This window comes from Paenibacillus sp. strain BS8-2, from assembly GCF_054483835.1.
Map to the genome: position 1 here is coordinate 5,578,896 of NZ_CM137010.1, position 20,446 is coordinate 5,599,341.

11 protein-coding genes are annotated in these 20,446 nt (G+C 53.2%); 4 read left to right on the forward strand and 7 right to left on the reverse strand.

Annotated features, from left to right (window positions below):
• Nucleotides 1-287: 287 nt before the first annotated feature.
• Nucleotides 288-5,291 carry a cadherin-like beta sandwich domain-containing protein gene (locus ACX1C1_RS24245; RefSeq protein WP_458954678.1) on the reverse strand — a complete coding sequence of 1,668 codons (5,004 nt, stop codon included), beginning with the start codon at nt 5,289-5,291 and terminating at the stop codon, nt 288-290.
• Nucleotides 5,292-5,819: 528 nt separating this feature from the next.
• Between ACX1C1_RS24245 and ACX1C1_RS24250 the strand changes: the two genes are divergently transcribed.
• The gene (locus ACX1C1_RS24250) at nt 5,820-6,644 is read left to right on the forward strand and encodes a helix-turn-helix domain-containing protein (protein WP_458954679.1); all 825 of its coding nucleotides are present in this window, start codon (nt 5,820-5,822) and stop codon (nt 6,642-6,644) included.
• A 256-nt stretch (nt 6,645-6,900) separates the two neighbouring features.
• Nucleotides 6,901-8,379, forward strand: a complete 1,479-nt coding sequence (locus tag ACX1C1_RS24255) for an FAD-dependent oxidoreductase (protein ID WP_458954680.1) — start codon at nt 6,901-6,903, stop codon at nt 8,377-8,379.
• 242 nt (nt 8,380-8,621) lie between these two features.
• Here the strand turns inward: ACX1C1_RS24255 and ACX1C1_RS24260 are convergent, their stop codons facing one another.
• Nucleotides 8,622-11,537 (reverse strand): beta-galactosidase, encoded by a 2,916-nt coding sequence (locus ACX1C1_RS24260; protein ID WP_458954681.1) that lies wholly within the window; start codon nt 11,535-11,537, stop codon nt 8,622-8,624.
• 525 nt (nt 11,538-12,062) lie between these two features.
• On the opposite strand from ACX1C1_RS24260, the gene ACX1C1_RS24265 reads away from it, so the two are divergent.
• Together ACX1C1_RS24265 and ACX1C1_RS24270 are read left to right on the forward strand one after the other, a co-directional pair.
• Nucleotides 12,063-13,097: an S-layer homology domain-containing protein gene (locus tag ACX1C1_RS24265; protein ID WP_458954682.1), complete on the forward strand. Its 1,035-nt coding sequence runs from the start codon at nt 12,063-12,065 to the stop codon at nt 13,095-13,097.
• Between the two features lie 51 nt (nt 13,098-13,148).
• On the forward strand, nt 13,149-14,246 hold the full coding sequence (locus ACX1C1_RS24270) for an alanine racemase (RefSeq protein ID WP_458954683.1): 1,098 nt from the start codon (nt 13,149-13,151) through the stop codon (nt 14,244-14,246).
• A gap of 94 nt (nt 14,247-14,340) precedes the next feature.
• Here the strand turns inward: ACX1C1_RS24270 and ACX1C1_RS24275 are convergent, their stop codons facing one another.
• From ACX1C1_RS24275 to fba, 5 genes are read right to left on the reverse strand one after another with little or no spacing between them, the layout of a single operon-like run.
• Complete coding sequence (locus ACX1C1_RS24275) at nt 14,341-15,480, reverse strand: acyltransferase domain-containing protein (protein ID WP_458954684.1); 1,140 nt, start codon at nt 15,478-15,480, stop codon at nt 14,341-14,343.
• Between the two features lie 3 nt (nt 15,481-15,483).
• On the reverse strand, nt 15,484-16,869 hold the full coding sequence (locus tag ACX1C1_RS24280) for a polysaccharide deacetylase family protein (protein ID WP_458954685.1): 1,386 nt from the start codon (nt 16,867-16,869) through the stop codon (nt 15,484-15,486).
• Between the two features lie 44 nt (nt 16,870-16,913).
• Nucleotides 16,914-18,572 (reverse strand): DUF4091 domain-containing protein, encoded by a 1,659-nt coding sequence (locus tag ACX1C1_RS24285; RefSeq protein ID WP_458954686.1) that lies wholly within the window; start codon nt 18,570-18,572, stop codon nt 16,914-16,916.
• A gap of 2 nt (nt 18,573-18,574) precedes the next feature.
• A complete protein-coding gene (locus ACX1C1_RS24290) occupies nt 18,575-19,531 on the reverse strand; it encodes a 1-phosphofructokinase family hexose kinase (protein ID WP_458954687.1) in 957 nt (318 codons plus the stop codon).
• Nucleotides 19,532-19,577: 46 nt separating this feature from the next.
• Nucleotides 19,578-20,432, reverse strand: coding sequence for a class II fructose-1,6-bisphosphate aldolase (gene fba / locus ACX1C1_RS24295; RefSeq protein WP_458954688.1), 855 nt, complete (start codon nt 20,430-20,432; stop codon nt 19,578-19,580).
• Nucleotides 20,433-20,446 lie beyond the last annotated feature (14 nt).

Below are 20,446 nucleotides of genomic sequence, written 5' to 3' on the forward strand. Positions count from 1 at the left end.
GAGAGGGATTCTGAAGCTTGCTTTCTCGTAGAATTGCTTATCGGCATCCTCCTTTCTCTAATCCGCTGAATCTGGCATGTCATACAGTTGCATTCGGTGCGCATCATAGTTAGTAGCGGTTATGCATGTACAGTATATTTCCAGTTAGAGGCATTTTGATATAAACCGTTCATGTGAATGATTAACCGCCCTTTACAATTCCAATAAGCAGCACGCCAACAAACGGTGCCGGGATCACTTCCCCGGCACCGTTTGTTGGTCCATACATATTACGTTCACATTTTCTGTTATTCGCTCGCGGCCCACTCATCCAGAATCATCTGTGCGACGGCTGCCAGCACCTCGATCGTAATTTCCCCTTCACCCCACAGATCCGCTTTCTCAATCTCCGGCCAATTCGCATCGCTGCTTAATGCTCCGAAGTACTTCGCGATAATCGACAAGTCATGTATCGTAATTTTCGCAGCGTTAGGAACTAATGTAATGATCGTGGTCGAGAATGTCGCAGACGCTTGATTCAGAGCCGTCGTCGCCAGATCGACTTGTCCCTGGCTCGCAGCCGGGTTATCTCGAACGGACTTCGCAGCGTTAATGGCTGTCTGCAATGCTGCCTTCGAAGTTGCTGCGTATTGGCCGATCTTGTTGCCTTCCGCCGACCGGGCGTATTTGTTCTCCGCTGCAGAGATCGCGGCGTTCAAGTCGGTCAGATTGGCAGACACATACCCGTTGACCGAGCTTACGAAGATATTTAGTGCTCCGGTCAGAGCAATGACCGCTTGGTCTACTTCCGTTTGCGTAGCGGATGCATCGTCAAGCACGGCAGTTGCCGATTGGATCGCCGCCGTCAGCGCACTCACGCTGCTCTGAGCGTATTGTCCCGGCTGACTGCCTACAACCGCAGCGTCTCGCATTTGTTGAGCGTTAGCTATAAGGGAGCTCAACGCTTCCTTGTTCGTTTGCCCTACATCGATAGTTAACGAAGCACCGGATGTATCAAGAGTTGCCCCCTGCCCGTTTAGCGAAACTTCAAAGTCCGACAAAGACACGGCAGTGCTGCCTATCTGCGCGGTATGTTTGACTTTACCGTACAATTTGACTATCGGACCGTCTCCGCTATACGCGTTTTGTTCGCCTGTTGTTGTCAAAATCATTAGAATTTGCCCTTGTTCTTGTTTAACTGCGCTTGCCACAGAGAAATGAGGAAGCAAAGATTCGATTGCTGATTCCGCCAATACGACGCTGTTTCCATTGGTAACAGTCTCGAACTCCAGCTTCTGCGGATCGTAATTCACGACAACACTCGCTACCGTGAACGCAGTGTCAAGATCCGCTGCGCTGACGGTCAATTCGAGGTCCTCGCCTGCCAGCTTTGTATTGCTATCAGCGGTCAGGAGCGGATTCAGCTCATTCGTTGCTTCTTCCGTCGCTAATCCGATCTTGGAGCGGCTAATTACGAAGTTGTCGAAGTAACGCTCCTGATCTTGCGGAGTACCCGCATTCCAGTAGTTCTCGAGCGCGAGCCAGTTGAGCCCGTAGCCCTTGCCCGGTCCAATCTCGTACGAACCGATCAAGTTCAGATCCGTCCGATTCATCTGCAGCTCGTCGTCGATCCAAACTTGGAAGATACCATTTGACTGTCCAGGGTCGTTCAACTTCACACGCGTCTCTACGGCATACCACTCGCCAACGTGATTTTCGTCATAGATAGGCGTTTCAGAAACCTGACCGCCAAACCAGTACAAGTTTGGCCAATCGTTCCACTTGGTCGACAACAGATTGCCTGCCGCATCCGTGCCTCTGGCCGGCTCGGCAATCAAATTCCCGCTGCTGTTTCCGCTGCCGCTCCACACATGCGCGATCATCGATTGCGCCCAGTTGGTGTCTTGCATGGAGCTTAACCTGGCCAGCTTGTCGCCGCCTCCGCCGATCCAGCCGTCCTCATGCTTCACGTAGAACCGGAAGTACACCTCCTTCAGATCCTCGTCCTCCGCAGCAACCGGATTCATATAAGAATGCGGCGTTCGACCGAAGGCAATCTTTATTGCGCCTGTATCATGTTGCTCGCCGTCAGCCGCCCGGAATTCGGCTTTCATCCCGGAGGATCCGCCAAGACCAACAGCGCTGGACCGATAGAACTGCTCCCGACTCGTCCGCTCGAAGTATTGATCCATACGATCGACCTCGTAATCGTCGCAGAACAGCCAATCCGCTTGCATCTGCTGGCATTCGTTCGCGAAGAACGGCTCCGCTTCGGCCAGACTGACCGTGTACGTCTTAGTGGTAACCCCGTTACGGGCCGTCACGACGATCGTTGCTTCGTCCGTAATCGTGACCGCGCTGTTATCCTCGTGAGATACGCCATTCACGGTCAACGTCGCTTCTTCATCCGCCAGCACCGGCGTGAGCGTTGCGCTAGTAACGCCGTTCTCCACCGTCAATGTGTAATCCAGCACATTGGCCTGGAAGTGCGGCGACAGCTTGCCTGCGCTTAATCCGATATTGCTCAAGTTCGCATTGATCTGGCTAACGGCACCAGGCTCTCCGATCGGATCGCGGCTCACAATCATATTGTCGAACGCCCGGTATTCGTTATCTCCGCCAGGCACGCCGGATTGGTTATTCGTATTGTAGAGCTCCACTACGTTGATGCCGTAGTCGGTGTACGAGCCTACCCAGTCCATCCCGGTTTTGCTCGATTCCAGCTGCCCGTCGATCCACAGCTCATACACACCGTTCGTTTGACCGGGATCGTTAAGCTTGGCATGCACCTCGACGAGTCTCCACGGTCCCGCCTGATCGGCGGCCATGATCGGCGTCGTGCCGGTCAGCGTATCGGCAACCACCGTACCTGTCGGAACGCCGCTCGAATCAAATTGCCCCGTGCGCAGCTCGGATACGAGAACGCCGGTCGAATCCGGGTACTCAATGTTAATCTGCATGAACGGCACATTGCCCGGCCCCATGCCGTATACGCGGGCAAGCGGTCCGTTGCTGATGTTCGTATTCCCTTCGGCGATCGTGTTGTTGCGGACATAGAAGCGCCAATATAGCTCGCGCTCAGCCGTATCCGTTTCGCCGACAGGCTTATAGACGGCATTGTCTGGCGTTTGGCCAACCGCTAATTTCGCCCAAGTGCCGTGCGCGCCGCCCGCGGCCGTATCTCCCGCATAGAAGCCATAAAAGGAGTTCAAGCTTCTAGAGCCTTCTAGACCTTTATTTTGAAGCACAAACCGGCCCCAGCGATTAAAGTAATCGTAGTATTGCGATAAGCGGTTCGTCTCGAAATCATCGCAGAATAGCCAGCCTTGCTGCGGATTCCCGCATTCGCCCACGACTAAAGGACGTTTGACTGTTATGGTGTACGTCTTGACGGTCACCCCGTCCATCGCCGTAACCGCGATGTTAACCTTCGTGGAATTCACTCCCACGGGTACGGTTGCCGTGGCATTATTGGCCAACGAAACCCCGTTAACCTCGATTGACGCATGGCTATGATCAGTTGTCGCAGTAATGTCCAGACTTGTCGCACTGCCAGGCAACTCGAGCGTGTAGTTGGTTACTTCCTTCGAGAAAGCCGGACTTAAGGCGCCGCTATTCACAGCCAATGCGCTCAGATCGGCATTCGTGCCTATTAATTCCTCAGCAAGCTCTTGGGGAACTTCCCTCATGATCTGTACATTGTCGTACCAGAGATTCCATGGATGGGCGGCATTGACTTTGGAGTAATCGCCGAGCGAGATCCACTTGAATTCATCTGAATTCAATTCATGTCTGTTCTTCACATTCGTCGCATGTAACCTAAGCTCGCCATCGATCCAGACGATATACTCGCCGTCCCTGTTACCATTGGAATTGTATTTCATGAACGCTTTGAAGTTATGCCACTGATTCGTTTGCGGGACGAACGTGTCCGTAGAGTAACGGACATCTACCAGACTATCGAGGTGATTGCCGTTATAAGAGATGGTAGTCTGGGTATCGTTAGCTAGATCGGAACCACTTCCATAAGATATTTCATTGAGCGTGTTGGACGTGTACCACAATCCGAATGTGGTATTGGCATATCCATCAGCTCCGTTAGGACTCAGACCGTCTTTGCCGAATAGCTTCAAGAACTTGCTCCCGCCTTTGGTGCTCGGATCATTGTCTACAGGAGAATCGAGCTTGAAGTCAAAGCTTACAAACACCTGATTCAGATCGTAGTTCGATACTTCGTTTCTCAACATTATTACTTGCTCCGGAGTCGTATATTGTACTTTGGCGGCATGTGTTCCATCTTTGCCTCCAGTAGGATCAATAACAACCGCCGAATGAACTTCTCCCCATCCGTGATTTCTTGGCGAGTCGGTGTACGAATCAAAGTTGTCTTCGAAGACAAGATTCGCAGGCGGTTCAACCTCTACGTCCACGGACTCGATGTACTCGTCGCTAAGCACGATATTGTCGTAATAACGCGATTGCAAAGGCACATTCTGAGCCGATACGTAATTATTAAATTCCACGACATTGAATCCGTAGTCCGCATAAGAACCGATCCAATTCATATCTGTTTTGTTCGTTTCCAAATCCCCATCGATCCATACCCGATACATTCCGTTGCTCTGTCCGGGATCATTCAGTTTAATATGGAATTGCACCTCATGCCATGTTTGATTGGAGACTCCGGCACCCAATATTTTGGTCGGGGTTGTTAGATAGGACGAATATTCGATTCCGGTAGGATTGCCGTTCTCATCGAACTTGGCGCCGTCAAGAATCGAATACAACTTCCCCGCGGAAAATTCGACGGTTGCTTTGGCGATGACAAGATGATTAGGGCCATACGCGTAGAATTTCATAAAACGTCCATTCTCGGCGTCAACCCATGCTTCATCGTTCTTCACGTATGTGCGGAAATAAAAATCTCTTACGACTTCATTGGGATTCCCTACAGGGTTATATGCCGCAGCATCCGGCGTCTTGCCGAAGGCCAGACTCAGATTGCCGGCAGTCGGATAATTCCCTTGAAAGTTGGCCGTCAGACCATTGGACCCGCCGAATCCGGTATCCGCTTCTCTCAATAAATTGGCCGATGTCTGATGAATGTAATACTGATCGGACCGGTCTTGTTCGAAATCATCGCAGAACAGCCACGCGGCATCCGGGCTTGCACATTCCTCTACCTCTGAGTTGTCTGCCCGAATCAAGGAATTAAACGCAGTAATGCCAATCAACAAGGTCAACAAGATGAAAACGGCAAGTAGCGGTAATGCTGGGCGTCTGTGTAATGCAGGGTCAGTTTGTTTGGACATTTCTTTGGTAGCCTCCTTATATTTTGTAAGGATCGCCGATTGCGGCGCCACGCTTTCTTTCCGGCTCGCCTCCCCTCTTCCTGATATCCGGGACCCTATCCACAAGGTACGGTTCCTCTTTCAAGCGGTGGTGTCCGATTGCGAAAATAGTATAATTCGTGTTGATGCAAGCCATATAGATACGATTGTTGTCATGGGTTAACCAATTTGAACTATTTCATAATACCCGTATAAAACTACGATTTTTTGAATGAAACTATTGTAATTTTTAAGCAAAATAGTTAATTTGATGGAATTTTTACGATCGAATCGTCTGCCAGAACTTCCGTTTATCACAACATTTGCATTTCGAAGCCGCCATGCCTAAGAACGGAATTCGACTTCAATCCTGTTCATCGTTGTCAGAGAACAAAGCCATGTGTTAAGTTGGTCGTATATCGAATCCATAATAAGCACGATAAAATACATGGAAATTTTTTGCACAAAAGTATGGTAACATGCAGAACGTCCATCGAAAGGGGTAGAGTCGTGATCGAATTGTTCGGAGCGGGATTCGATTATCGGGATCCGGAGTGGAGGCGCCAGCCGGCTCGAACCACCGCGTATGCGATTGCGCTTATTACGTCGGGCAACCTTGTCTACAAAATTAACGATGTCGTGCTGCAGCTCGGGAAGGACGATCTGTTGTTTATTCCGATCGACTGCATACGGGAAGGGTTCCATAGCGGGGACGACTATCATCAGAAGTATTGGGCCACCTTCCTCATCAAGGGGCCTTCGGCGCACATACTGCCCTTGTTGACGGAATCCGTGCCGCAAGTGATCAAATCAAGGCAGCACGACTACATGAAGCAGAGGTTCGCGCAGTTGATCCAGCAATGGATGGGGAAGCTGCCTTATCACGAGACCATCTGCTCCTCTATCTTAACGGAGATGCTCGGAGTCATGAATCGGGACCTGGACGATAAACATCATCCTTCTCCCATGCTCAACCTGGTCGGAGCGATTCAGGACTATGTGCTAAGCCATTATCGCGAGGAGATTCGGGTAGATAGGCTCGCGAAGCTGCTGGACAGAACCCCGAATTATGTTTCTTCTGTATATAAGAGATTAACCGGCATGTCGCTGGTCGATTATATTCATCAAGTGAAGGTGTCCGTTGCGCGAGACATGTTATTCCACCAGGATGTCAGCATCGGACAAGCCGCCGAATATGTCGGCTTCTGCGATCAAGCGTATTTTAATCGCGTATTCAAAAAAATCTACGGCTTCCCGCCGTCCGTATTGCTCAAAGAACGAGGCCGCTCCAAAAGCAGGATTACGATTTCGTCCGAATCCACAGACCAATTATGAGGTTGGGAGCGGCCTACTTTTACAAGCAATTTCGCAAATATACGGGTACCATGCCTTCGGAATATCGAGAATAACGATGCCATGCGGCCATAGCGCTGCATGGCTTTCATTTCCTTTGCGATGGTTTATCCACCTCAAGATTGGTTTGTTTCCATCCTTATCCAAGCGGTTTATACTACTCTCTGAATATAAAGCATTGAACGGGGAACGAAGGTCGACACCCGTTGATTGGAACCATTCGGGAGGGGTTATTGGGATGTATGATTTGGTTATTTACGGAGGCACTTCAGCAGGAATTGCGGCTGCCATTCAAGCGAAACGCCTGGGGCTTGTACCGCTCATTATCGAACCGACGAATCGGCTTGGCGGGCTTAGCACCGGCGGGCTTGGCGATACGGATTTCGGCAGATCCGCCGCTATCGGAGGCATATCGCTCGAGTTTTATCGCGAAATTGGCCAAAAATATAATGCTGATCAAGCAGAATGGCTGTTTGAGCCTAAAGTGGCGCTTGAGGTCTTCTTGGGATGGATCGAGAACAATGAGATTGAAGTATGGTATGGAGAAAGACTCGCACTGCCTGAAGGCGTAACAAAGGATGGAAATCTCATCTCCCTAATCTCGTTAGAATCCGGCAGGAGCGCAACCGGCCGCATGTTCATGGATACGAGCTACGAAGGAGATTTGATGAAAGCGGCAGGTATCCGTTATGCAACAGGCCGCGAAGGCAATGAGGTGTATAACGAACAACACAACGGTATCCAGACGGGTGTCGCCAGATTAAATCAGTTGCCTGCTGGCATCGATCCTTACGTGGTCAAGGGAGATCCCGGCAGCGGTCTTCTGCCTGGCGTTAATCCCGATGCAGGAGGCGAAGACGGGGCCGGCGATCACCGTGTACAGGCTTATTGCTTCCGCATGACCTTAACGGACAATCCTGACAATCGTGTCATGGTTGATTGTCCTGCTGATTATGACGAGCGTGAATACGAATTGATGTTCCGGGCGATCGAGCAAGGACAGAAACGTTTCTTCAAACTGAACGGGGTTCCGAACCGGAAGACGGACTCGAACAACGACAACGGTTTCTCAACCGATTATATAGGCCGAAATTACAACTATCCGGAAGCAGGCTACGAGGAACGCGAGCGTATCGTCCAAGAGCACGCAACCTATCAAAAGGGATTGTTGTGGACGCTGCAGCATCATCCTCGCGTGCCCGAAGACATTCGGCATTTCTACAAGGAATGGGGATTGCCTCTGGATGAATTCCAGGACAACGATCACTGGACTCCTCAGCTCTATATTAGGGAATCCAGGCGCCTGGTCGGCGACACGGTCATGAACGAAAACCATATCTTCCTCAGGATACCTGTAACGGACAGCGTTGGCATGGGATCGTACAATATGGATTCCCACAATACGCAGCGTCATGTCGGGAAGGACGGTTACGTGGTCAACGAAGGCGATGTTCAGATTGGGCTTGCCGCTCCTTATCCGATCAGCTATCGCTCCATCGTTCCGAAGGAGGATGAGTGCGGTAATCTACTCGTTCCCGTCTGTTTATCCGCCTCCCATATCGCTTACGGATCCATTCGGATGGAACCCGTATTTATGGTATTGGGGCAATCGGCGGCATCAGCGGCGGCGCTCGCGCTCGCGAACAATGTCAGCGTGCAGCAAGTGGAATACGAAGCTTTGCGCGAATGTCTGCTGGCTGACGGACAAGTGTTATAACAAACTCCCCGGTATTACAAATCGAAACGGTCACATCATTTGGGGTGATGTGACCGTTAATGAAACGCAAAATCGCCCTTGGACGCGGATTCTTCGAATAAGCAGCTTTCACAAACACGATAAAGCTCCCGCCCTGCTTAGAGCAGAGTACGGGAGCTTATTTCAAAGCGAGAATCCCCGTGTAGTTGAATAATACGCCAATGTCCTAGCGGTATTAAAGCTGATTTCTACTCTGCGAGTCTCTACTTGCGCCATCTTGTTGCAGGGTCTTCCCGAAGCGAGAATATAAGCGTCGACTTGTCTTCGATTCGCCCGCTAGCTTCCGTATAGTAATCGAGCGATAGCAGTTCGCGGACTTGATGAACCGGCCGATTCGTTTGAATGCGGTAATCTGCGGGCATACCGCTCTGATTGACCAGATAGACCAGGTCGTCATGTTCGCGTCTTGCTAGTCGCGCTTCCAGCCCCGGGATGCGCTTGCCTTCCGGATCGGTCACCGTAAGCGGACGATGGATGCCCGCTTCCGCGAATAGCAGATCGAGCAGCGCGGATAGAGACGAGGCGTCCGGCATGCCGGCGCAATGCCAGACGAAGCCTGAACCGACCGGCACGCGCGCCAGCATCGGCTCGGCCGCGGGGCCCTCGGCTACGATTTCGCCTGCCGCCAATTCGATGTCCTGGAAGATGCCGGACATCCGCAGCGGCATCGCGCATAATTCAGTGTTGATCCGTGATGCTTCGATTTCCCGCCCAAGTCCGTAGCGAACGCCGCGCTCCAGATTCTGATCATACCTCTGCTCAAGCTCGCCGAATCCTTCGATCGCCGGATAGCTCGTGCGATGGACGGTAATGCTCCAACGCTGCAAGTAGTCCGCCGGACGATCGTATTCGTCGCGAGTCAGCGACTCGGGCAGCTCGAGAACGACGCCTCCTCCGCGAACGTAGCGGTCCAACGCCTCGAATACGGATTCCGGCAAGTGCTTAACGGCCGGTAGAATGATGAGCTTGTAGTCCGTCGCCCGATCCGCGAGAAGCTGCTTCTCGGTTATAAACGTCAATCCCGCGTCCAGGCAACGTGCGGCTTCATACGTATCGCGCAACGCCGTCAAGTAATCGGTCGCGCTTGCGTTCATCATCTCCGGCGGCACCTGCAGCATGTTCGTCTTAGAATAGAGGATGGCGGCCTCGCGCGGGATGTCCCAGAATGCCGTGATCTCCTCGTTTAACCGGCGTACGTGCAGCGCCGTTCGTAAGTGCTCGGCGACGAGCTTGATGTCCATCGTGCCGTGCAGCGGAGCGCGCAGCGTACTGACCGGGAATTGGCGGGAAGGCTGTTTCGGCCACCAGAACATTGATAGCGTGCTTTTGCCATGCAAGTAGTTCAGCAGCCAGCCGGTGCAATTGTCACCGTGTTCGGGATCGACCATCGGCTTCGGCTTGTCGGACAGTGCGTGAAGCAGGTCGATGCTGAGCAGGTCGCCGCCTTCGTGCAGAATGACGTCGTCCACTTCGTTCACGATCATCTCTTCGTCAATACCCGTCGTCCCGTTGCTCGCGCTCATCATGCTATGCGTCCCGCCCGCGCATATCGGAATGTTCGGATGCAGCTTGCGAACGTCGTCCCGCGCCCAACGCAGGTGGTCAGAGAACCTGCGCGTGTTCCAATCAGCCCAATCGAACCAAGCGGCGCGGTTTGCGTCCGGCGCCGGACCGAACACGTCCGTGCGAGGGGGCTCTGCTTCTTCGAACGATCGGTAATCGGTTCCCCATCTCCCGTTCAACGCTTCGACGGTGCCGTGCCGCTCGGCCAGCCATTCGCGGAACCGCCGGAGAGACTTCTCGCAGTAGCACATGTAGCTAAGCTCGTATCCGAGTATAACGTACATGAGCTCATCGTTATGGCGCCACTCGTCGGCATGAATCTGGTTATAGCGCCCGATCGATTCGAGTATGCGCTCGTTCTCCAGACAGATGACAACGTTCTCCTTGCGCCCCCCCATCGCCCATTGGTCTTTGATCAAATGGCCGCACCAGCCCTGCCAGCCGACTCGCTCCGTTCCCGGGTAACGATGATAAGCTTCGTAGACGGGCGACCACTCGATATCGTAGCGGGAGCCTCCGCCGACGGCGTAGATTTCCCTCTTATGCTGCTCGGGCGAGAAAAACCGCAGCAGCGGTCCTTCATTGATATAGCTCATTGCGCATACGAGCACGGGCTGCCCGGACTTGTCTACGAACCGCTTGCCGTCGATGCGGAGCGAAGCGAAGTCGGGCAACGGCTTGACGAGCGGAATCGGCAAGTTCGAATCGTCTTCGTCATCCTCATGCTGCCTGGACGTCAGCAATCGTTCTAGCTTTTCCCGTTCTTCTCGCACGAGTCCCAACGCCCCGGACAGATTGTCCCGCTTGGCGCGCGGAGAGAAGTGCCAAGCCAACATCGGTCGGGCAATCAACGCAATGTCAGCGGCGACGAGCGCCGTGCGAGGGTACAGCGCCTGCTTGCCGTTGATCTCGGCAACGTCAATAGCGCGTTCCAGCTTGTCCCTCTCGCGCGTCAACTCTTCGAACAACCGGGCGACATCGTCGGGATCGCGATAGCTGTCCGGTTCGTACGTATAGCAGCTCACGTCCAGATGACGAATGACAAGCACCGAGTCTCCCGGCTTTGCGTCGGCCAAGTCGTCGAGCTCCTCTCGCTCCGGGCTCAGACGGAGCGCGGAGAGCGCGATCGGCTTTTCCTCTCCCTCAGGCTCGGGCATATGGATAGCCACACGAACGACTTGGTCGAGATCAAGCATGCGGCTGCCGAGCGTTGTCTGAATCGGGTCGATACGAACAATAACGTGCGTGACGCCTTCGCCGAGCAAAAGCGACCTGCCGCGTCCGACGAAGTCTCCGAACTCAAGCTCCGGACTTGCCAGCGACCGGCTGTCATAGATGTCGATGCCGCCGACGACAGGACGGTTCCAGGGGTTAAACACGGTAAGCTGCAGCGAGCCATATCCACTCCAATTGCCGGGAAGACGGTCCGTCGCGATTCGTCCCTGTACGGCGGAAGCCGCTTTGCCGGAAGGCAAGCTCGCCTTCCCTCGTTCGATGCGTCCTTCCCATTCTATCTGTCCATCTAGTGTCAGATTGTCTAATATGATGTCTTTCATGTCAGCCTCCCGCTTCGATTCCGTCATATCGGTTGTGGAGCTAGAATAACTCCGATTCAAGTTAGATCGTTATATAGCGGCCCAGTCGACCAAGATCTTCCGGGCGCTCGCGGATGTACACCTCTCGCAGATCCTCGCTCTTGGCTGCGATCGACTTGAAGTACCCGTTAGGCGTGCGGCCGAACGCGAACTTCAGAGAGCCGGTATCGTGCTATTCTCCGTCCGCTTGGCGGAATTCATCTCGTTACAAGACTTATTATAGCTGGTACGATCGCGGACTTTGAAGAAACCATCCTTGATATCGCCTAACCATCATCAATTTTGATCTTGGAAACATGGGTGAATCGCGAACTTGCGGACGCGGATGCATGCCGTCGTTGCGGACGCAAATCGGCTCACGATCAAATCCCTCTTCAGCGGTTAACGAAACGCAATATCGGTTTGTTTCGCGACTCTTTCAATAACCTTATACTAATCTCACAAGTGCATAACCCTTATCTCCCACTCAGAAAGGACGATTCCGCAATGAATGTATCCCGAAAGCTGATTTTATGGGTTTGCATGCTTCTTCTGGCTGTCCCCTCCTTCGTTCACGCAGCAGATCAGGGCACAAGCCTCCAGATGAACTATGTGAGTGACGGACACAGACTAAAGCTGTCTGTTAAGGCCATCGGAGCAGTCGATCTTTACGCATATGATCTAAAGTTGTCGTTTGATGCCGCCAACTGGAAGCTGATCCATTCCTCCAGCGACATCCAAGGTTTCTCGGTGCCTTCCAAGGTCGAGGGCAACGATCTCCGATTCGCGCACACGCAAATTGGAAGCGCATCAGGCAAGAATGGCAACGTAGGGTTAGCCTCCTTTGTATTCGAGCGGATGACAGACGGCGATTCAACCTTCGAACTACGGGAAGCTAAGTTAGTAAATGCCAAGATTGACTCCAAGGTCTACACGCCGAATCTGATCGTCGAGGCCAAGACATCCGGAGCCCCGCTGCCACAATTAACGGATATCGATAAACATTGGGCGAAGGATTATATTCAAGAATCTATCAATCTCGGCATTGTTAACGGTTACACGGATGGCACCTTCCGTCCCGAGCAGAAGGTTACTCGCGCGGAATTTGCCGTTATGCTGCTGCGTGGGCTGAATATAGCCCCTCTGGACCCGTCGCTCACGGACAAGACCTTCGCGGACAGCAACATCATTCCGACTTGGGCTAGAGGTTATGCATCTGCAGGTTTCCAGGCGGGACTTATGCAAGGTTACGAGGATGGAACCTTCATGCCTGGGCGCAACATCTCGCGGATCGAGCTCGCGGCAATGACCGTTCGATCCCTGGACAAAACCTACAGGACGACACCTGCAACGGCAATGAAGGATTACAATGCGATTCCCGCATGGGGACAAGGTGCCGCTAACACGGCCATCGCCGCAGGGCTGATGAATGGCAAAGGCGACAATCAATTCGAGCCGAACAGCTATACGAGCCGAGCAGAAGCCATTACGGTCATTATGCGATTGCTTCGTGTTCATCTGAAGTATGACGAATTGAATTAAAGATTGGCGCCGGAGTCCGCTGCCGAATGCTTTGAAAAGGATGATATACAAATGGAAACGCCTCATATCGTAATTGATGCCGGCATCATGACTAGCAACATCAACAAGATGGCGATTGCAGCCAAGAAAGCCGGAGTCAAGCTAAGACCGCATGTGAAGACGCACAAAATGCCAGCTATTGCGCTCAAACAAGTACAGGCAGGCGCGTCCGGTATCACGGTCGCCAAACTATCGGAAGCGGAGCTGATGGCCCGGCATGGCATCGCGGATATCTTCATTGCTTATCCAATCGTCTCCCCCGGCAAAATCGATAGGCTCCTGCAGCTCGCAGCGCACATTCATTTGATAGCCGGCGTTGATAGTCTGGAATCAGCACGAATGCTTGCGGATGCGGCTGCGCGGTCCGGTCAAGTCATTCAGGTTCGGCTCGAAATCGATACCGGCATGCGCCGAACCGGCGTCCTGTACGATAATGCCTTAGAATTGGCGGAACAGATCGCTTCTATGCCCTCCCTCCATTTGAACGGTATCTACACCTATCGAGGAGCTGTCTATAACGGCAAGCCAACGCTGGATCTGAAGACGGCAGGGGCGGATGAAGGCAAATTGATGGCTGAGCTCGCCGCCCGCATTCGCGAGCATGGAGTCGAGATCGAGGATGTAAGCGTCGGCTCTACGCCAACTGCTCTCTATGTGGCTGACGTACCTGGCATTACCGAGATTAGACCTGGAACCTATGTGTTTCAGGACCGCATGCAAGCACGTTTTGGCGTGTGCACACCTGAGGACTGGGCCGCCAGCGTCCGCGTTACCATCGTCAGCCGGCCATCCATCGATCTCGCCATTATTGACGGCGGCAGCAAAACATTTGCCACGGACATTCAACCGATGTCGCAACCCCTTCAGCTTCAGGGATTTGGCCACGTGCTCGAATGGGAGGATATCCTGCTGGAGCGGCTTTCCGAAGAGCACGGCATGCTGAAGCTCGGCCCTGTCGCACAAGCCTCTGGATTGCGTCCTGGCGATGTCTTGCATATTGTCCCCAATCATATCTGCAGCACGATCAACCTCCATAATCAGGTGATTATCCGCAACGAGGACGGAGAAGAGCATATGGCATCCGTCCTCGGACGCGGATTCGTCGAATAAGCACCGCACCGTGCACAAACACAACAAAGCTCCCGTCCTGCTTACAGCAGAGGATGGGAGCTTGTTTCTTACATAGGTTCTATCGCTTGGCTGTTCATCCGATCATTCTGATTCCGCCGCCGCCGTGAAGTCGATGTCCGTTCGCCGCGAAGGCAATAATCGCCTTACGGAGGCCTGTATCGCTACTTGCCGTCGATGGATCCAGCGTCTCCGTGCCGAATACCCGAACATAAGTCTCTCGCTCATCGGACAACACCGGGAACAATTGGAGTTTTCGCTGGAACGCTGTAATATTCGAGGCTGCAGGCAAGATATCCGCAAGCTGCGAGTCGAGCAGCCAGGAGACGCACACGAAGGCTTTGACCGCTTTCTCAGGAAAATATTCGCCAAAGAAGGCGACTGCTCTCTTCATCGATTCTTCGCATGCTTCGGGGAGCATAGGCTCCCCTTCCGGGATATGCATATCCAGCACGGGATCGCCGCGTCGGAACGCCACTTCCCAATCAGCAGAGGACAGTCGGATAAGCCCCTGCGAAGCAAGTCCCGTCGGAATCAATGGATATCCCGTAAAACCTCCGTCATCCTGATGAAAGCCCGATGTCCAATACTTGTCCGCTTCAACCTTTCCGTTGGTACCATTCACTAATCCGTCGCTGCGGTAATGAATGCCAGGCTCTGAGAACAGCACTGTGCGTCCTGACTCACGGTGGCGCATGACGATAATGTCATGATCCGAAATCTTGTGCACAAATTGCAGACGTCCCAGCCGGAAGATCCTCCCTCCGACATGATTCAGAAGCCAGGCCAGATTATCCAGTCCCCAACCACCATGCTCTGCATGATGATGGGTCATCCAGATGAATAGATCGCTCATCGTTTCGGCGAGCACACTCTCCTGGATGCCCTTGGATCGGTAGTATCGGATCGTCCATGGGAGCAAGCCGACGACGACTAACACGTTAAATAATCCTGCCCGCTCCTTCAAAGTGTTCTTCAGCTCTTCTTTCCTGGCATCCGAGATTGCCGGGAGCCCCTTTATCGCTCCGCTGAACGCCGCCTCATTCAAGTCCATCTGTGCGGCAACGACGTATTGCAGCAACAACTCCAATAAGCCGTCGTCCTCCCTTACGATAGCCGCTGCTTCTAGTACAGCAGCTAAAGGTTCTTCGGGCAGAGCAAGCCACTTATTGATTTCCCGAATAGAAGCTTCGGTTAGAAAGTCTGCTTCTCTCATGTCTCAACCTCCCGATATACGCGAGAATATAGCTGGTTTGATCGTCCACGTCTGCAGCCGGGACTGCTCCACAATATTCGGCACTTGCAGATCCTCTGGGAAGATACACCAGTAAGTAGACCACTCGCCGACTACGCCAGAGTGTTCGACCGACTGAAGTCGCCCGTGGAGGGGGATGATAGAATCTTCTGGACCAAGTCCATCTCGAATGATAGCCGCCAGCGTGCAAGTCATAGCAGCAGGACCCAGCTTGGTCCCTCCGGCTTCGAAGAAATCCGGCAGCTGCGGATAATCGCATACGGTAGGCAGCGGCTTCGCAATTGCAGCTAAGATGTCGCACACGCGCACGGCCCTGGCCGCCGGTCCTTCGTCATAATCGCGCTCAGGGCCGTAGATCAGCTCTGGAGTTGCTTCTTTGGAGCCCAGCGCGATTTGGCGGAACACGCCAAACAGCTCGCCTGCCGACAGATTGATACTGCCGTCCCCCCAATATCGAAGCTCGGTTCCGATCTGGCTCGCAATTGCCACAATCTCGCTAGCGGATAAAGGTCTGTCCGTCGTTTTCTCCAGCGCGATGATTTCTTCCGTCGAAGCGTATGAAACATTCGGCTTGGTGAGCGTATAATCAACCAGCTGCGCGACAAGGTCCAAATACATGCGCATATGCCCTTCTGGCCGGAATCGCGGCTTCACCCATTGTTCGGGAGGCGGATTATTTCCTTTAGAGAAGTTGACCGCATCCCAGTACTCCTCGAATACAAACTCAGTAGGATGATAGAAAATGCTAATAAAACCAACATCCTTATCCTTCTGCTGCTCGCAGAGTTTATCGAATGTTTCCATCGCTTTCGGCAATGCGCCTTCGATTAGCGGCATTCCCATCAGACCTTCCAGCGATGCCAGATGCAGTAATCCGCCGTACCAGAATGGAAGACCGTTCATCGTCACCTGATCATGACCGTCCAGATAGGCGGAGACGCCCCAGCGGCGAAGCGCGGGGAATACTTGCGGCGCCCACGCTTGCCCCGGCTGACCATAACACCGCACAGGTTCCCCGGTAATCCGCTTGAGATCATCGAACCCTCCGCCTTCGCGGATCACGAACTGCTCCGCTCCCTCGCGGAAGCCAAGCGGCTCTAAATATTCGGTTACAACAGGATGTACGCTATGCCAATCCGTATGATAGCCAACTTCGTGGCGCTTCAGCTTATCGAGAATATCGGACCGTCCATTTCTGTCCAACACTCGAATCTTTTCTCCGACCAATTTGAAGATGCCCGTTATGCCTCTCTCGTCCAGCAAGTCGAGTAACCCCAGCAGCGCGTCCTCAGACTCCGGATTGATAAAGTCCTCTACATCGAACCAGAACAAAACTTTGATAAGCCCCATCTATCTAGCTGCCTCCCTACAATTAAGCGTATAAACCTGTCATCCTACCTGTTCGGATGCTCCGCAATGGCTCTATTGATCCTCTCTCTAGTCGCGAGCAGCCACTCAGGGTCCTTCGGATACCGTTTGAACGTAATCTCGTCCTCCAGATCCTGCTCCAGCAGCCCGATCGTTGCCTCACGTCCGACGAGGGATTCCAGACTTTGCAGCGCGCGCAAATCCTGAAGCGCCTCGAACAATACTTCCAGGCGAATAGATTCTATCGGACCATTCGTTCCGGGGTAGACAAGGAAGGCATCCCCTGAGGGGAACGCATGACCCGCGTCCGTCACTCGGAACGGGTCAATGGCACCTGCTGAATATTGTTTATACCAGAAATTATAACCCCAATGCAGGAACCCGGCCATTTGAAATTTATAGAGCTGCATCCCAAGAATACGATTACGTGCAGAAGGCATATTGAAGAATCGGTTCGTGACATCGCGCGACTGCGCGCAGCAATAGTACGTCCATAGATCCGGTACGCCGCCATTCAGGAACGGTTCGATGTGATCAGCGGACGGAATCGGTCTCCGGACAAGCCCCTGCTCATAGAAAGAATAATCGGAGAGCGCATCGATAACCGGAAATCCCTCCAAGTGCTCGTTCACCATCGCAGCAGCGCTTCGGTAGCTTTCCATATGCGCGGCGGTAGGCTCATCCGAAACATGGAAATAACAACGATCGGCCAGCCCCTCCTTTCTAACAAATGAAACTAGCTGAGGCAACAGCTGTGCTAGAAATCCACCGTATTCTGCGCCCGAAGCATCCGTATCCCATCCGAAGATGCGAGTTATACCTTGAGATGTATTCGCCATAATTTTTGGCGCGTGTCCAGCTCCCCATTGGGTGAACAGATGCGCGAATTCGAAGTAACGGATGCCTGCAGCCGAGCACACTTCAATCCATCGCGCCAGCTTATCAAAAGAAAATACATATTCGCCTGTCGCCAGCCTCTCTACGTCTACCAGCTGAACCGTCGGTCTCTCAGCCCCGACTGCCGTATCGAGCGGCGGCGTGAACAATGGCGTCAGAATCATATTTATACCGTGTTTGGCCGCCGTCCTTACGAATCGTTCGATCCATTGCCAGTGCTCCTCGCTCAGCGGTTCCGCTCCATAATGCGTCGCTAGACAGTCGGCATGGAACCACTCCGTGTGAATCAAGGTTTGCGGCAGTAGTCTAGCATCGATAATCTCGAGCTTGAACTGTTCTTCTCCCCTTACCTGACCGGCAGAATCGCATAACTGGATGTTTATCGTATAGACGCCAGACGGTTCATTCTCCCCGATTTCGACCGTCAACCAGAACGAACGCCATTGACCTGGCAGCCCTGTAGCTTGATACTCGGATATCGGGTACAAGGGATCGGGATATAGTCCAGGCTTCGAACGAAGCACGTTATCATCATGATCTGTATAACAAGGCAGCTCCGACGGCACAAGACCGACGGATCTGACCGTTACTTCATTCGTAAGTCCAGCCGTTATGCGACATTGTAACGGCTTCACGAGCCGATCCGCGCAATAAGCGACCTGTAACGAAAACACTTCTCCCTGCAGTGCCGATGCCGCATTCCAGGCTGGAGCGTTAAGCTCTTCGTCCGGGAATACTTTCTCTAGAGAGCTTACACAACGAATGCTGAAGCCCGATTGCGTTTCCACGCTCATACCTCCTTTTCATTTGTCCTCAGCGTCTCTACCTTGACTTGCTCCAGCATTGCGGTCATTAGATCTGCGCGCACATCCCCTGTCATCGGCGACATGGCATTCGCGCTTCCGGCCGAAGCGGCGTAGCGCAGACATTCCGTCGCGGGCCACCCCCGGACGAAGCCGAAAGCGTATCCAGCAACGAACGCGTCACCGCTGCCCACCGCATTGACAGCCTGCAGGCTAGGGGGAACTACCCGATAGAGCTGACCTTCGGCTCCCGCAACCGCTCCGGCTGAACCCAGCGTAATAACGGCCTGTGTAATCCCTTGTTCCATTAATATTTCTAGCCCTCGACGTGAATCGCCCCGTTCCTCTACAGGGAGCAGGGCGTTCATCTCTTCTTCATTAGGCTTGACGAAGTCCGGCTTTCCGGCAAGACCGAGCAGCAAGGCATCTCCGCTCGCGTCCAGAAAAGCCCTAGCGCCTTCTTCGTGCGCAATTCCGATTAATTCCGCATATAAGCTGTTAGGCACGCCTCGCGGCAGGCTCCCCGCGAATATAACAAGGGCAGCCTCCTTGCTTACCAGACGGAGCATCCCTTTCAGCTCCGTCAATTGCGCCTCGCCTACCTCAATACCCGCCTCCAGCACCTCCGTGGAGGAGCCATCGCTTTGGTCGATGACGTTCATGCAGATACGGGATTCTCCCTCTGCTTGGACAAATGCGGGGCGGATTCCTTCTTTGGCGATCTGTTCCACAATGTACATGCCATTGTACCCCGCCGTGAATCCCGTTGCGACTACCCTCTCATGTCCAAGCTGCCTCAGTACCCGTGCTACGTTCAGTCCTTTGCCGCCAGCGGTCGATATCGTTTGTACGGCCCTCGCGCCGCTGCCTTTGGACCAACTCGGTACATAATAGGTTTTATCGATTGAAGCATTTAATGTTACCGTAACGATTAAGGATCTCATGAAATCCTCCACCTTCTCATGAACTGCGGCGCAACAGTTGGCTGACTCAAGCCATGCCCTCGGAGCCGCATAACCGGATCTTCTCCATCGCGGCCAATTTGAGCGCCAGCTTAGCCGGCACCATATATTTTCTCGGATCATTTTCTTGCGGATTGTTCTCGAACACCGCTTTGATCGCATCGGAGAATACAATGCGCAGCTCCGTAGCCACGTTCATCTTGGCCATGCCAAGCGATACCGCTTTCCTTACCTGTTCGTCCGGGATCCCTGATCCGCCGTGCAGGACAAGCGGGACCGATACTTTGGAGGCAATGCGCCCGATACGGTCGAAGTCGATGTTGGGATCTCCTTTATAAATACCATGAGCCGTGCCTATAGCCGGTGCAAGGGTATGAACGCCCGTCAAGCTCACAAATTCCGCGCACTCATCCGGATCGGCCAGCATCGCGTCACGTTCGTCGACTACGATGTCGTCCTCTACGCCGCCAACTCTTCCGAGCTCGGCTTCTACATTAACGCCTACTGCTCTCGCTACTTCTACAACCTTGCGAGTTGCCGCCACGTTCTCCTCGAATGGCTCATGCGAAGCATCAATCATAACCGAGGTATAGCCCGCACGGATACATTGCATGATGATATCGAAGTCTGAACAATGATCGAGATGAAGCGCGATTGGCACAGAGCTCCTCCGTGCAGCCGTCATGGCCGCCGCGGCAATGTAATCGGCTCCGAGATGTTTGACCGTGCCGACGGTAGACTGAATAATGAGGGGCGAGCGAAGCTCCTCTGCCGCTTCCACGACGGCTTGCAGCATCTCGAGGGTGTGCACATTAAACGCCCCGACGCAATAACCGCCAGCGCGCGCGGCTTCTAGCAATCGTGTGGATGATACCAAAGACATAACAAATTCCTCCC

What these genes read in the sequence shown, in the direction of transcription:
- ACX1C1_RS24245 (WP_458954678.1), bottom strand. Translation starts at nt 5,291, where the DNA reads ATGTCCAAACAAACTGACCCTGCATTACACAGACGCCCAGCATTACCG.
- ACX1C1_RS24270 (WP_458954683.1), top strand. Translation starts at nt 13,149, where the DNA reads ATGGAAACGCCTCATATCGTAATTGATGCCGGCATCATGACTAGCAAC.
- ACX1C1_RS24255 (WP_458954680.1), top strand. Translation starts at nt 6,901, where the DNA reads ATGTATGATTTGGTTATTTACGGAGGCACTTCAGCAGGAATTGCGGCT.
- ACX1C1_RS24260 (WP_458954681.1), bottom strand. Translation starts at nt 11,537, where the DNA reads ATGAAAGACATCATATTAGACAATCTGACACTAGATGGACAGATAGAA.
- fba (WP_458954688.1), bottom strand. Translation starts at nt 20,432, where the DNA reads ATGTCTTTGGTATCATCCACACGATTGCTAGAAGCCGCGCGCGCTGGC.
- ACX1C1_RS24290 (WP_458954687.1), bottom strand. Translation starts at nt 19,531, where the DNA reads ATGAGATCCTTAATCGTTACGGTAACATTAAATGCTTCAATCGATAAA.
- ACX1C1_RS24280 (WP_458954685.1), bottom strand. Translation starts at nt 16,869, where the DNA reads ATGGGGCTTATCAAAGTTTTGTTCTGGTTCGATGTAGAGGACTTTATC.
- ACX1C1_RS24275 (WP_458954684.1), bottom strand. Translation starts at nt 15,480, where the DNA reads ATGAGAGAAGCAGACTTTCTAACCGAAGCTTCTATTCGGGAAATCAAT.
- ACX1C1_RS24265 (WP_458954682.1), top strand. Translation starts at nt 12,063, where the DNA reads ATGAATGTATCCCGAAAGCTGATTTTATGGGTTTGCATGCTTCTTCTG.